Source organism: Sphingomonas sp. PP-CE-3A-406 (assembly GCF_003688625.1).
Classification (GTDB): Bacteria; Pseudomonadota; Alphaproteobacteria; order Sphingomonadales; family Sphingomonadaceae; genus Sphingomonas.
Genome location: NZ_RCWY01000002.1, coordinates 679793 through 693466, shown reverse-complemented (window position 1 = coordinate 693466; position 13674 = coordinate 679793). Strand labels below are relative to the sequence as shown.

10 protein-coding genes are annotated in these 13674 nt (G+C 66.5%); 7 read left to right on the top strand and 3 right to left on the bottom strand.

All coding sequences use genetic code 11. From position 1 onward, the window contains the following. Window positions 1–160 precede the first annotated feature (160 nt). Together C8J44_RS09660 and C8J44_RS09655 are read left to right on the top strand one after the other, a co-directional pair. Entirely contained in the window at window positions 161–1402 is a 1242-nt protein-coding gene (locus C8J44_RS09660; protein ID WP_121904314.1) for an N-acetylmuramoyl-L-alanine amidase, read from the top strand. A 162-nt stretch (window positions 1403–1564) separates the two neighbouring features. Beyond that, window positions 1565–3538 (top strand): OPT family oligopeptide transporter, encoded by a 1974-nt coding sequence (locus C8J44_RS09655; RefSeq protein WP_259466794.1) that lies wholly within the window; start codon window positions 1565–1567, stop codon window positions 3536–3538. Window positions 3539–3889: 351 nt separating this feature from the next. On the opposite strand, the gene C8J44_RS09650 is transcribed toward C8J44_RS09655, so the two are convergent. From C8J44_RS09650 to queF, 3 genes are all read right to left on the bottom strand, one after another. Continuing rightward, window positions 3890–5173 (bottom strand): glycoside hydrolase family 130 protein, encoded by a 1284-nt coding sequence (locus tag C8J44_RS09650; protein ID WP_056051630.1) that lies wholly within the window; start codon window positions 5171–5173, stop codon window positions 3890–3892. A 64-nt stretch (window positions 5174–5237) separates the two neighbouring features. Next, window positions 5238–7508: a glycosyltransferase family 4 protein gene (locus C8J44_RS09645; RefSeq protein ID WP_121904313.1), complete on the bottom strand. Its 2271-nt coding sequence runs from the start codon at window positions 7506–7508 to the stop codon at window positions 5238–5240. Between the two features lie 158 nt (window positions 7509–7666). Next, on the bottom strand, window positions 7667–8125 hold the full coding sequence (gene queF / locus C8J44_RS09640; RefSeq protein ID WP_121904312.1) for a preQ(1) synthase: 459 nt from the start codon (window positions 8123–8125) through the stop codon (window positions 7667–7669). 20 nt (window positions 8126–8145) lie between these two features. Between queF and C8J44_RS09635 the strand changes: the two genes are divergently transcribed. The 5 genes from C8J44_RS09635 (at window position 8146) to C8J44_RS09615 (ending at window position 13501) form a co-directional block, all read left to right on the top strand. Then, window positions 8146–9702 carry a cryptochrome/photolyase family protein gene (locus C8J44_RS09635; RefSeq protein ID WP_121904311.1) on the top strand — a complete coding sequence of 519 codons (1557 nt, stop codon included), beginning with the start codon at window positions 8146–8148 and terminating at the stop codon, window positions 9700–9702. Window positions 9703–9726: 24 nt separating this feature from the next. Beyond that, window positions 9727–10569 carry a sulfurtransferase gene (locus tag C8J44_RS09630; RefSeq protein ID WP_121904310.1) on the top strand — a complete coding sequence of 281 codons (843 nt, stop codon included), beginning with the start codon at window positions 9727–9729 and terminating at the stop codon, window positions 10567–10569. Continuing rightward, window positions 10566–11762, top strand: a complete 1197-nt coding sequence (metC, locus tag C8J44_RS09625; protein ID WP_121904309.1) for a cystathionine beta-lyase — start codon at window positions 10566–10568, stop codon at window positions 11760–11762. The genes C8J44_RS09630 and metC overlap by 4 nt, the downstream gene beginning before the upstream one ends. 18 nt (window positions 11763–11780) lie before the next feature. Beyond that, window positions 11781–12428, top strand: coding sequence for a 5,6-dimethylbenzimidazole synthase (gene bluB, locus C8J44_RS09620; protein ID WP_259466793.1), 648 nt, complete (start codon window positions 11781–11783; stop codon window positions 12426–12428). Window positions 12429–12649: 221 nt separating this feature from the next. Further along, on the top strand, window positions 12650–13501 hold the full coding sequence (locus C8J44_RS09615) for a TorF family putative porin (RefSeq protein WP_056051616.1): 852 nt from the start codon (window positions 12650–12652) through the stop codon (window positions 13499–13501). The last annotated feature ends 173 nt before the right edge of the window (window positions 13502–13674 follow it).

Sequence of the window (13674 nt, the reverse complement as noted above, 5' to 3'; positions counted from 1 at the left end):
GAATTAGGGGCGGGGGGACGCAGACTTGCCGGGGCGGCAGAGCCTTGCCGGCAAATACATGGCAAACGGCAAATTAACCGCACTGCGCAACCGCGTCTTGTGATGCGAGGCGCTATCGCTCGCTCACAGAGATCGGATGTATCGATCAAAGGGGTGTAGCATGGGTTTTCGCTGGACCGGCGGCAGGACCGCACGGCAAGGACGCGAGGTGTTGACGGTCATCGCCCTCATCGCCGGCTGGCTGGCGAGCGTCCCCGCCTGGGCGGCGACCGTGCAGAGCGTCGCGATCAGGGACGGGCGGATCGTCATCCGCTTCGACGAGGCGGTCGGCGATGCCGCCAGCCGCGTGCTGACCGGCCCGCGCCAGATCGCGGTCGACGTGTCGGGCGCGTCTCCGGGCCGCGAGGTTGCCGGGCGCGGGCTGGTGACCGGCGTCACGCAGATGCGCAGCGGGCGGTCGGGGATGCGGATGGTGTTCGATCTGGCCGAGCCGGCGATCGTCACCGATGGCGGGTTCGACTCCGATGGGCGCGAGCTGACGCTGGCGTTGCGCACGGTCGATTACGACCAGTTCGCGGAAGCGGGGATCGCCGGGCCGCTGAATTTCTTCCCGTTCAATTTCGGCGCAGGCTCGCGGCCCAAGTACAAGGTGTCGGTGCCGGTGCCGCCCAAGGCGCGGGGTATGAAACTGCCGCGCGTGCAGGGCGACGATACGCGACCGCTCGTGGTGATCGATGCGGGGCACGGCGGTGTCGATCCGGGCGCGATCGGGCCGAACGGGCTGCGCGAAAAGGACGTGACGCTGAAGGTCGCCAAGGCGATCCGCGACGAATTGCTGGCGTCTGGGCGCGTGCGCGTGGCGCTGACGCGGAACGACGACCGCTATCTGATCTTGCGCGAGCGGTATGGGGTTGCTCGGCGGCTCAAGGGTGACCTGTTCATCTCGATCCACTGTGACAGCACTGGGTCGGAGAACGCGACCGGGGCGACGGCGTACACGTTGTCGGAGGTGGCGTCGGACAAGGAGGCGGCGCGGCTGGCGGCGCGCGAGAACAAGGCGGACGTGATCTCCGGCGTGAACCTCGGCGAGGCGCCCGCGGACGTGTCGTCGATCCTGATCGACCTGACGCAGCGCGAGACGATGAATGCGTCGGCGACCTTCGCGCGGTTGCTTGGGCGTGAGGCCAGGCCGTTGATGCCGTTGAAGGCAAACTTCCACCGGATGGCGTCGCTGATGGTGCTGAAGGCGCCCGACATGCCGTCGATCCTGTTCGAGACTGGGTATATCTCGAACCCGCAGGATGCGGCGTTCCTGGATAGCGAAGAGGGGCGGCACCGGATCGCGGAGAGCGTCACGCGGGCGGTCGAGGTCCATTTCGCGCGGCGGATGGCGGCGCGGTAGGTTCGGGGAGGGGGGGGCTCGCTCCTCCTTGTTCTCCCGCGAAGACGGGAGCCTAGTCTGGACTCCCGCCTTCGCAGGAGAACTGGCTAGTTACGGTCGATACTGTTTCCTCTGATCGCACATCATGCCACAAGTCGCCCAAATTGCTTTGAGGCTGACGACATGACCGACGCGACGCGGGGCGTAACCGACACGGGCCCCGAGACCAGCATGCGCGAGCTTACGTTTCGCGGGATCGTGCTCGGCGGGATCATCACGCTGCTGTTCACCGCGGCGAACGTCTATCTCGGGCTCAAGATCGGGCTGACGTTCGCGACGTCGATCCCCGCCGCGGTGATCTCGATGGCGGTGCTGCGGTTGTTCAAGGATTCGACGATCCTCGAGAACAACATCGTCCAGACGATCGCGTCCGCCGCGGGCACGCTCGCCGCGATCATCTTCGTGTTGCCCGGCCTCGTGATGATCGGCTGGTGGCAGGGCTTTCCGTTCTTCACCACCGCGGCGATCACGATGTTCGGCGGCGTGCTCGGCGTGCTGTTCTCGGTACCGCTGCGCCGTGCGCTCGTCGTCGACACGGTGCTGCCGTATCCGGAGGGCCGCGCCGCGGCGGAGGTGCTGAAGGTCGGCGCGGGTAGTCGCGAGGGCGGCGAGGAGAGCGCGCGCGGGCTGGGCATCATCGTCGCCAACGCGGTCGTCTCGGCCGGGTTTGCGATCCTGACGCAGACCAAGCTCGCCGCCGCGGAGGCCGCGACGTGGTTCCGCGTCGGCGCGGGCGCGACCGGGATTTCGGGCGGGCTGTCGTTCGCCTTGCTCGGCGCGGGGCATCTGGTCGGTATCTCGGTCGGCATGGCGATGTTCGCGGGCGTGGTGATCGGCTGGTGGATCCTGCTGCCGATCCTGACCTCGGGCGGCAGCGTCACCGGCACCACCGAGGTGATCGCCAACACCGTGTTCCGCTCGGACGTCCGCTTCTTTGGCGCGGGCGTGATCGGCGTTGCGGCGATCTGGACGTTGTTGAAGATCGCCGGGCCGGTCGTGGGCGGCGTGCGCTCGGCGTTGGCGGCCTCTGCGGCCAAGCGCGGCGGCGAAGTGCTGGCTTTGGAGGAGCGCGACATTCCGATCGGGGTTGTCGGGATCGGGTCGCTGGTAATGCTGGTGCCGATCGGCATCCTGCTCTGGACGGTGTTGCAGGGCGGGCCGCTCGAGGCTTCGGCGATCGGGCTGATCGCGGGGAGCCTCGTGTTCATCCTCGTCATCGGCCTCGTGATTGCGGCGGTCTGCGGGTACATGGCGGGGCTGATCGGCGCGTCGAACTCGCCGGTGTCGGGGATCGGCATCCTCGCCATCCTCGCGGCGTCGATCCTGCTGGTGTCGTGGTTCGGTCGCGCGGTCGAGCCGGGCACGACGCAGGCCTTGGTCGCCTACGGGCTGATCGTGACGGGCATCGTGTTCGGGATCGCGACGATCTCGAACGACAACCTGCAGGATCTGAAGACGGGCCAGCTGGTTGGTGCAACGCCGTGGAAGCAGCAGGTCGCGTTGTTGATCGGCGTGGTGTTCGGGTCGATCGTGGTGCCGCCGGTGCTGAACCTGCTCGGGAGCACGCTCGGGTTTGCCGGTGCGCCGGGGGCGGGGCCGAATGCGCTGGCGGCGCCTCAGGCGGCGTTGATCTCGGCGCTCGCGAAGGGCGTGCTGGGGGGGAACCTCAACTGGGCGATGATCGGGTATGGGGCGCTAACGGGCGTTTTGGTGATCGCGGTCGACGAGTTGCTTGGCAAGGCGGGGAAGCTGCGGTTGCCGCCTTTGGGCGTTGGGCTCGGCGTGTATCTGCCGATGTCGGTGACGTTGCCGGTTACGATCGGGGCGGTCGTGGGGTTTGCGTATGATCGCTGGGCGGACCGGGCTCGCGATCCCGAGCTTGCCAAGCGGATGGGTGTGCTGACCGCGACGGGGATGATCGTCGGGGAGTCGCTGTGGGGCGTCGGCTTTGCGGGGATCGTGTATCTGACCAACAAGGAAACGCCGTTGGCGTTGGTTGGGGACGGGTTTGCGAGCGTGGCGCTGATTGGCGGAACGCTGCTGTTCGCGGTGCTGACCTGGGTGATGTACCGGCGGACTATGGCGGCTTCGCGGTAACGCACGTGCCCTCACCCTTCCCACCCGGCAAGCGCCGGGCGGGCCCCTTCCCTCTCCCCGAGGGGAGAGGGGTAGGTAAGCGTGTTTCCCCGCGAAGGCGGGGATCCAGACTGGGCTCCCCGCCTTCGCGGGAGAACAAGAAGTTAGAGGGGCACTTGGTCGTCTGCACCACCCCGGCGGAGGCCGGGGCCCAATTGGAAAGCTGGGAGTAACGGAGCGCAGTTCGCCGTTATCTGCGTCCCCCAATTGGGCCCCGGCCTTCGCCGGGGTGGTGCTTACGCGGGGGTGGCGGCTTAGTGCCAGGGTAGTGCTTACGCAGGGGAGAAGGATGGCGTCCGTGGGACGCCCCCGTCACTTCATCGCAGCAAGCATGTCCTTGATCGGCACGAACGCGAAGCCCACCGAGCTGTCCGCGATGCCGTACGGCATGAAGATCGTGTCGCCATGCTTCAACGCACCGCAGCTGTAGACGACGTTGGGCACATAGCCCTCGCGATCCTGGTCCTTAGCCGCCAAAATCGGCTGGCTCGTCCGGCCGATCACCTTCGACGGATCGTCCTTGTCGAGCAGCACCGCGCCGATCGAATACTTCCGCATCGCACCGACGCCGTGCGTCAGTAGCAGCCAGCCCTCGTCGAGCTCGATCGGCGGGCCGCAATTGCCGATCTGCACCAGCTCCCACGGATATTCGGGCGTCAGGATCTTCTCGCCGTCGTCCCAATCGGTCAGCGTGTCGGACTTGAGCAGGAACAGATTCTCGCCGTCCTGCCGGCCGATCATCATGTACTGGCCGTTCACCTTCCGCGGGAACAGCGCCATACCCTTGTTGCGCGCCGCGGGGCCGGTCATCGGCACGAGGTCGAACGCGCGGAAATCGCGGGTGCGCATCAGTTCGGACTGGATCACCGAGCCATTATACGCAGTGTACGTGCCGATCCACTCGTAATCGCCGTCCTCGTGCTGGAAGCGGACGATGCGGAGATCCTCGAGGCCCTTCGACTGCGCCTGCGTGATCGGGAAGATCACCGTGCCGCTCAGCGTGCTGTCGCGGTGGCGATAGACGGTGACGGGGCCGATCGGCATCTCGTCCTCGCCGCTGCCGACCGCGTCGGTCGCGGTCGCGAACGGCGGTTCCGGCGCGAGCTTCATCTGGTTTTCGCAGGTGATGATGCCCTCGCGGAACGCGACCGACGAGATGTGACCCTCGCCGACGGCCCGCAGCGACATGAGGATGCGCATCGAGCCCGGCGGCATGCCCGACTGATCGAAATGCGGCACCGCGCTGGGGTTCATCAGCGCGGCGGCGGCATAGCTGTATTCGTGGCAGAAATACGCGCCGATCAGCTGGCGCTTCTCGTCGCCGATCTCCGCGCCGTTCAGCCCGAGCATGTCCTCGATCTGGTCGTAGCGCGTCATGAACACGCGCCGCGTCTGCCAATGGCGTGCCTCGAAATCCTTCAGCACGACCTCGAGCTGCGCACGCGCCTGTGCGGGCGACATTTCCAGCACTTCGCCGACGAGCCGCTCGGTGCGGCTCGGTGCGCCGCCATGACCGCCCCAGGCGATATGGAACGGCCGCACGACGACGCGCGAAGGGTCCGCGTGCAGCCGCAGCTGGTGGTTGAACAGATCCATCGTAGCAGTGCCCCGCGTCGTTCCACTCAGCGCACCGTCGCCTGTCAGGCTGTCTCTAGCGTGGCTAGGCGACGACGCGCGCCGCTCCTGCCACGCTTTGCGCTGCCTTTGATACCCCTGAAATGGCACAACTTGCGAGTTGGAGCGCCAAAATCGACTCGGCGCCCTGGTTTCGGTTGAGCCCGGTCGGCATCAAACCGTCATAGCAACCGCCATCCGCGACGCTCGCGAGCGGCAGGTCGAGGTCGTTGACGCCGAGGAACCAGCCGTAGGCACGCAACGCCTCGTCACGCCAGCGCACGTCGCCGGTGGCGTCATACGCCGCAGCGCACGCATCGACGGTCGCCTGCGCCTCGAGCGGCTGCTGGTCGAACTGCAACGGCTCGGCATAGGGGCGGTTGAAGCTCTCCGACCCGACCGCGCGGAAGCGGCCCTCCGGCGAGGTCTGCTTGGCGACGATCCAGTCGAGCGTGGCGAGGCCACAATCGATCAGGTCCTGACGGCCGAGCGCCTGGCCTGCACGGATCAGCGCCTGTGGAAGGCGCGTATTGTCGTAGGCGAGCACGATCTCGAACCACTGCCACTCGGGACGGCGCGCCTTGGCGAGCAGGTCGAGATGGACCTTGGGGAAGGCTTCGAGGATCGACAGCGACAGCTGGTGACCGGGCTTGGCCTCCAGCATCGCCGCCGCGCCAAGCATCGCGAACGCCTGCGCGCGCAAAGAGCCGAGTTCGAGCGCCATCGACGCGGTGGAATCGAACATTGCCGTCGCCCAGTCGCGGTGCTTGGCGGCCTGCGCATCGCGCGCGGTGACGCCGAGCGACCAGAGCGTGCGGCCGTTCGAATCTTCCGAGCCCGAATCCTCGCACCAGGTGCGATCGAAGTTCATGAAGTTGCGGAACCGGCGCGTGTCCGGGTTCCAGGCGTATTGCACGAACGACGCGTAGATCGTCATCCACTTGTCGCGGGTGACGTCGTCGAGATCGGGCAGTGCGCTCATCAGCATCAGCGCGCGGCAGTTATCGTCGATGCAATAGCCGTGGCGACGATCGGGGATCGAATAGATCGAGTGCTGGAGCATGCCGGTCGAATCGCTCATCCGCTCGACCGCGGCGAAATCAGGCGTCAGCTGCTTCAGCGGGGCTGGCACCTTGGCGAGGCGAAAAGGGCGCGCCGCCACGATCGCACGGATCTCCGTCATCATCGCCTCGGCGAGCTTCGGCCAGATCATCGTGCGGCCGCGCGCATAGGCACGCTCGGCCAGACGATTGCGATCGCGGTCGTTCGACATCAGCGCATCGATCTCGCGCGCGAACGCATCGACGTCACCGAACGGGACGAGCACGCCGTGGCCATCCGCGAGGATCTCGGTCGCATGCACGTACGGCGTCGAGATGACGGGCTTGCCGACGCCGATCGCGTAGCTGAGCGTGCCCGACGTGATCTGCGCGGGGTTGGTGTACGGCGTCACATAGACGTCCGACGCCTGGAGATAATCGAGCAGCTCGCCATGCTCGAGGAAGGCATCGACGAACGAGACGTTGTCGGCGACCCCCTTCTCGGCGGCGAGCGCCTTCAGCTTGTCGCGGTACTTCTCGCCCTCGTACGCGACGAGGTTCGGGTGGGTCGCGCCAAGCACGACGTACAGCAGGTCGGGATGCTTCGCGATCACCGCGGGGAGCGCGTTGATGACCGTCTCGATCCCCTTGTTGGGGGCGAGCAGGCCGAACGTCAGCATGACCTTCCGCCCTTCCCAGCCGAACTTGCCCTTCAGCACGGCGGGATCGAGCAGGTCGCGATCGGGCACGCCGTGCGGGATCATGACGATCTGGCGCGAATTGGCACCGTAGACGCGCTGGAGAATGTCGCGGCCACGTTCGGCCATGACGATCACGCGAGCGGCGCGACGCAGCAGCCCTTCGAGTACGCGGCGCTCATCGGCGTTGGGCTTTTCGAGGATGGTGTGCAGCGTGACGATGACCGGCAGCGTGGTGCGATCGAGCAGCGCGAGGATGTGCTCGCCGGCCGGGCCACCGAAGATGCCGTATTCGTGCTGAAGCCAGATCGCCTGCGCACCGCTGGCCTCGATCTTCCGCGCGGTGTCGATATAGGCCGACAGATCGGGCTCGGGGATCGTGCCGGTGACTTCGGCGGGGTAGTCGTATTTGCCGGGATGATCGTCCATCGCGTAGACGTCGACGGCGATCTCGGGGAAGCGCGCGCGCATGGCCGTGAAAACGTCGGTCGTGAAGGTGGCGATCCCGCACTGTCTCGGCAGGAAATTACCGATCAGCGCCAGTCGCGCGATATTCCCACCGTCCGCCGGTTTCACCATACCCTGTCCCTCGTTTGAGCGCGCACTTCTGGGAGAACCCGGTCGCGCATCCATTTGAACGGTTCAGGTAGCATAAAGTTTCATCACATACTGCAGTGCAGCACGGGAATAATATCAATCTAAATCAAATCGATATTTCGCGTCGTCGACTTGGGCCCTCATCCACGACCGCGATAGGGGGCGACTCCCTGGTCCGGCAACCACAGGTCTTGCGGCGGTGCACTCGATTGCCAGAACACGTCGATCGGGATTCCACCGCGCGGATACCAGTAACCGCCGATGCGCAGCCACACCGGTTTCATCTCGTCGAACAGGCGCTCGCCGATGCCGACGGTGCAGTCTTCGTGGAAACCCGCATGGTTGCGGAAGCTGCTCAGGAAGAGTTTCAGCGACTTCGACTCGACGATCGTCTCGCCGGGGACGTAGTCGATAACGAGGTGTGCGAAGTCGGGCTGGCCGGTGACGGGGCACAGCGACGTGAATTCGGGCGCCGCGAACCGTACTAGATACGTGCGGCCCGGTCGCGGGTTCGGAACATAATCGAGCACGGCCTCTTCTGGACAGGCGGGGAGGGCGCTGTTCTGGCCGAGATGCAATGGGTTCTGGGGAGCGGTCATGTGCCGCCATGTAGGATGCGATGACGCGCAAGAAAACCACACTCGTACCGATCCTCGGCGACCAGCTGACGATCGACATCGCCTCGCTGCGGGACTGTGATCCCGAAACCACGATCGTGCTGATGATGGAGGTCGACGAGGAGACGACCTACGTCCGTCACCACAAGCGCAAGATCGCGTATATCCTGTCGGCGATGCGGCACCATGCCGAGGCGCTGCGCGAGGCCGGGTGGACGGTCGAATACACACAGCTCGACGACCCCGACAATGCGGGCAGCTTCACCGGCGAGATCGCGCGCGCTATCGAGCGGCTTGACCCCGAGCGGATCGTCGTCACCGAGGGCGGCGAGTGGCGCGTGATGGCGATGCTCGAAAGCTGGGAGACGCTGTTCGGCATCCCCGTCGAGATCCGCAGCGACGACCGCTTCCTCGCCAGCCATGCCGATTTCGAGACCTGGGCCGCCGAGCGCAAGTCGCTGACGATGGAGTGGTTCTACCGCCAGATGCGGACGCGCACCGGACTGTTGATGACCGCCGGCAAGCCCGAGGGCGATCGCTGGAACTTCGACAAGGAGAACCGGAAGCCCGCCAAGAACGACCTGCTGATGCCGCGCCCGCTGGTGTTCGCGCCGGACGCGATCACGCAGGATGTGCTGGCGCTGGTGGCGGAAAGGTTCGCGGATCACCCGGGGAGCCTCGATGGCTTCGAGTACGCCGTGACTGCCGCAGATGCCGAGCGGCAGGCGGCGAACTTCTTCAAGCACGCGCTGGCGCAATTCGGTGACTACGAGGATGCGATGCTCACCGGCGAGCGGCATCTGTGGCACTCGATCCTGTCGCCGTACATCAATTCGGGGCTGCTCGATCCGCTCGACCTTTGCCGGCGGGCTGATGCGGAATATCGCGCCAGGCGCGCACCGCTGAACGCGGTCGAGGGGTATATTCGTCAGATCATCGGCTGGCGCGAATATATGCGCGGGATCTACTGGCGCGAGGGGCCGGACTATGTCGAGCGCAACTTCCTCGATCACCACCGCGAACTCCCCGGCTGGTACTGGACCGGCGAGACCGACATGCACTGCCTGCGCGAGGCGATCGGCCAGACGCTGGAGACCGCGCACGCGCACCATATCCAGCGGCTGATGGTCACGGGCAATTTCGCGCTGCTGATCGGCGCGGACCCGGCCAAGGTGCATCAATGGTATCTGGAAGTGTATGTCGACGCCTACGAGTGGGTCGAACTGCCCAACACGCTGGGGATGAGCCAGTTCGGCGATGGCGGGCTGCTCGGGTCGAAGCCGTATATTTCGTCGGGCGCGTATATCGACCGGATGTCCGATTACTGCGGGACCTGCCGGTATAACGTGAAGCAGCGGATCGGGCCCGATGCGTGTCCGTTCAACGCGCTGTACTGGGATTTCCTCGCGCGGCACGAGGACAAGCTGGGGCGCAACAACCGGCTGGCGATGCCGTATCGCAACTGGGCGAAACAGTCCGAGGCGGACCGCGAGGCGACGCGGGCGCAGGCGGCCGGGTTCCTCGCCTCCCTCGACGCGAGCGGCCCGGCTGGCTACTGACCGATCGAGCACAAGGAGCGGCATATGGACGCGTTGGTAAGCACCGAATGGCTGGCGAACGAACTGGGCGCGGCATCAGGAGGGGGCGATCTGCGGATCGTCGACGCGACCTATGCCGAGGGCCGCGATGCGGCGGCGGAGTATGAGGCGGCGCATATTCCGGGCGCGGTGTTCATGAACCTCAGCGAGTTGCGGGATACCGACAGCGACCTGCCGAATACGCTCCCGTCGGCGGAGAAGTTCGCGAGCCGGATGCAGACGCTGGGGCTCGGCGATGGCAGCCGGATCGTGCTGTACGACAGCTCGCCCTGGCACACGGCGGCGCGCGCGTGGTGGTTGCTGCGGCTGTTCGGCGCGCACAACGTGGCGATCCTCGATGGTGGGCTTGCCAAATGGCAGGCCGAGGGGCGGGAGATCGCGACGGGCAAAGAGACGCCGCGGCATCGCCACTTCACGACCTGGGCGGACCTGAAGGGCGTGCGCGATCTGGATCAGATGAAGGCGAACGTCGAGAGCGGCGCGGAGCAGGTGCTCGACGCGCGGTCCGCGTCGCGCTTCACCGGCGCGGAGGAAGATCCGCGGCCGGGCACCGCGCCGGGGCATATTCCGGGCTCGAAGAACCTGCCGCAGGGCGCGGTGTTCAACGCGGATGGCACGTGGAAGACCGGCGACGCGCTGAAAGCCGAGTTCGACAAGGCGGGCATCGACCTGGCGAAGCCGATCGTGATGACCTGCGGCTCGGGCATCACCGCGTCGGTGCTCGCGTTCGGCGCGCATCTGCTCGGCAACGACGCGGCGCTGTACGACGGCAGCTGGTCAGAATGGGGCGGCGATCCCGAGACACCCAAGGCGACAGGCACAGCATGAGCGATACGAACAAGCCGGTCGGCGACGCGACCAAGGTCGTCCTCGCCGGCCGTCGCAAGGAGTGGACGCAGGGCATCGTCAGCCCGCCGGTCTGGCGCGCCTCGACGATTCTCTACGATTCGGTCGGCCATCTCCCCGAAAGCGCCACGCGCGATACGCATCACCGGCTGTTCTACGGGCGCAAGGGCACGCCGACGCAGTGGAGCCTTGCCGACGCGCTGACTTCGCTCGAGCCCGGCGCGGAGGGGACGTTCCTCTATTGCTCGGGCGTCGCGGCGATCGCGGCGGCTCTGCTGTCGGTGCTGTCCCCCGGCGACGAACTGCTGCTGGTCGACAGCGCCTACGACCCGACGCGCGGGATGGCGGGTGGCTTGCTCAAGCGGTTCGGGATCACGACGCGCTATTACGACCCGATGATCGGCGCGGGCATCGCCGACCTGATGGGCGAGAACACGCGGGCCATATTTATGGAAAGTCCCGGATCGCTGAGCTTCGAGGTGCAGGACGTCCCCGCGATCGTCGCCGCCGCGAAGGCGAGGGGTGTGACCACCCTGCTCGACAACACCTGGGCCACCCCGCTGTTCTTCCCCGCGATCGAGCGCGGCGTCGACCTGACGATCCTTGCCGGCACCAAGTACGTCGTCGGCCATTCGGACGTCATGCTCGGCTCGGTCACCGCAGCGCCCGGCCATTTCAAGAAACTGCGCGAGACGAGTTTCCAGCTCGGCCAGGTCGCCAGCCCCGACGATTGCTGGCTCGGCAGCCGTGGTCTCCGCACGATGGCGGTCCGCCTCGCGCAGCATCAGTCGAGCGCGCTGACCATCGCCAAGTGGCTGCAATCGCGCCCGGAAGTCGCGCAGGTCCTCCACCCGGCGCTCCCCGACTGCCCCGGCCACGACCTGTTCGTCCGCGACTTCAAGGGCTCCAGCGGCCTCTTCTCGTTCGTCCTCAACGGCGGAGACGAAACCTCCCGCGCTGCGCTGATCGACGCGCTGCAGCTGTTCGGCATAGGCTATAGCTGGGGCGGCTTCGAGAGCCTCGCCATCCCCGCCGACCCGCACCGCTACCGCAGCGTCACCAAGCGCGACGCCGCAGGCCCGATGGTCCGCCTCCAGATCGGCCTCGAAGACCCGGCAGACCTGATCGCCGATCTCGAAGCCGGGCTCGCTGCGTTCTCTGCCGCAAAGGTCTAGACGATTTCCGATCGAGGCGTGTCCGCGCGGGAGATCGACGCACCCATCTTCGGCACGGCGTTCCAGGCCGAGCTGGACGCGCTGTTTCGCTGGCGCCGCGACGTCCGGCGGTTTCGGCGCGATGCGTTGCCGGGCGGGCTGCTCGACCGGTTGCTAGAGACGGCGAGCGCCGCCCCATCGGTCGGACTCAGTCAGCCGTGGCGGTTCGTCACGGTCGACGACCCTGCACGCCGCGCCGCGGTCCGCGCCGATTTCGAGGCGTGCAATGCAGCGGCGTTGGCGACGCAGGACGAAACGCGGGCGGCCAATTACGCGCGGCTCAAGCTCGCGGGGCTCGAACAGGCGCCGTGTCATGTCGCGGTGTTCGTCGAACCCGATCCAGCGCAGGGCCACGGCCTCGGCCGCCGGACCATGCCCGAGAGCGTCGCGTATTCCGCCGTCATCGCGGTCCACACGCTCTGGTTGGCGGCGCGCGCACACGGGATCGGCCTCGGCTGGGTCTCGATCCTCGACCCGTCGCGTATCCGCGAGATTCTGGACGTGCCCGAGACGTGGCAGCTCGTCGCGTATCTCTGCATCGGATCTCCGGAGATCGACGCGGTCACCCCGGAACTGGAGCGCGAAGGCTGGGAAAAACGGCGTTCGATCAGCATAGTGGCGCGCTGAGACGTACCTGCGGCCGGCGCCGACTACGCGGCGACACTGTGGCGCATGCGCAACATGCGTGCTGTCAAAGCCCGATTGTACGCAAGATTCGCTTGTGCGCTGCACCATGCGCTGTCATCCCGATGTCATCGTCGGAAAGACCGCGCTGGGGTTCGGCCCCTAAAGATGCGGCGTCCGCGGATGCAGGGCGGACATCGACTTCCGGTATCGAAAGGGAAACGATGCGCTTCACCACACTTCTTCTCGGCGGCATTGCTTTGGCTGCCGCAACGCCCGCGTTCGCGCAGGACGACACCGCGCCTCCCAAGGAGGTTACGGTCACGGGTTCGGTCGGTCTCGTCAGCGACTATCGCTTCCGCGGCGTGTCGCAGTCGGACGAGAACCTCGCCGTCCAGGGCGGCATCACGATCGCGCACAAGAGCGGCGTCTATATCGGGACCTGGGCGTCGAACCTGTCCGGCTGGGGCACGTTCGGCGGCGCCAACATGGAGCTCGACCTGATCGCAGGCTACAAGGTGCCGGTCGGCGGCGGCGCGATCGACGTCGGTGCGACCTGGTACATGTATCCGGGCGGCTTCGACAACACCGACTTCATCGAGCCCTATGCCAAGCTGTCGGGCACCGCCGGGCCGGTCGCGCTTCTCGCGGGCGTCGCCTATGCGCCCAAGCAGCAGGCACTGGGGCCGTGGTATACCAACGGCACGTCGGCCGCGAACGGCGTGTACGACCGCGTCAACGCCAAGGACGACAACCTCTATCTGTGGGGCGACGTCAGCAGCGGGATCCCGACCACCGGCGTGACCGTGAAGGCGCATGTCGGCTATTCGCGCGGCAACAAGGGCCTCGGGCCGTTCGCGACCAGCGTGTCGCCGACCGGCGAGTATTGGGACTGGCTGCTGGGTGCGGATTACGTGATCCCGACGACGCCGCTCACGCTGGGGGTCGCGTATGTCGACACCGATATCTCGAAGCGCGAATCGGCGTATCTCCAGCCGAGCTTCAGCCGTGGCCAGGACGGCACCGGTTCGATCGCCGGCGGCAAGGTCCTGGTATCGCTGACCGCGGCGTTCTGATCGCTCTGAGGAGAGGTCTCCCCTGAACCTTGTTTCCCTGCGAAGACGGGGATCCAGTCTGGGCTCCCGCCTTCGCGGGAGAACAAGGCGGGTAGAGGTTCCGCAATACCAAGACCGTCATCCTGGGCTTGACCCAGGATCCAGAGCCGCAGGCGTTCCGCTCATGGCTCTGG

Bases quoted from the DNA above. Each gene is read 5' to 3' on its own strand.
- C8J44_RS09660 (WP_121904314.1), top strand. From the start codon at position 161: ATGGGTTTTCGCTGGACCGGCGGCAGGACCGCACGGCAAGGACGCGAG.
- C8J44_RS09655 (WP_259466794.1), top strand. From the start codon at position 1,565: ATGACCGACGCGACGCGGGGCGTAACCGACACGGGCCCCGAGACCAGC.
- C8J44_RS09650 (WP_056051630.1), bottom strand. From the start codon at position 5,173: ATGGATCTGTTCAACCACCAGCTGCGGCTGCACGCGGACCCTTCGCGC.
- C8J44_RS09645 (WP_121904313.1), bottom strand. From the start codon at position 7,508: ATGGTGAAACCGGCGGACGGTGGGAATATCGCGCGACTGGCGCTGATC.
- queF (WP_121904312.1), bottom strand. From the start codon at position 8,125: ATGACCGCTCCCCAGAACCCATTGCATCTCGGCCAGAACAGCGCCCTC.
- C8J44_RS09635 (WP_121904311.1), top strand. From the start codon at position 8,146: ATGACGCGCAAGAAAACCACACTCGTACCGATCCTCGGCGACCAGCTG.
- C8J44_RS09630 (WP_121904310.1), top strand. From the start codon at position 9,727: ATGGACGCGTTGGTAAGCACCGAATGGCTGGCGAACGAACTGGGCGCG.
- metC (WP_121904309.1), top strand. From the start codon at position 10,566: ATGAGCGATACGAACAAGCCGGTCGGCGACGCGACCAAGGTCGTCCTC.
- C8J44_RS09615 (WP_056051616.1), top strand. From the start codon at position 12,650: ATGCGCTTCACCACACTTCTTCTCGGCGGCATTGCTTTGGCTGCCGCA.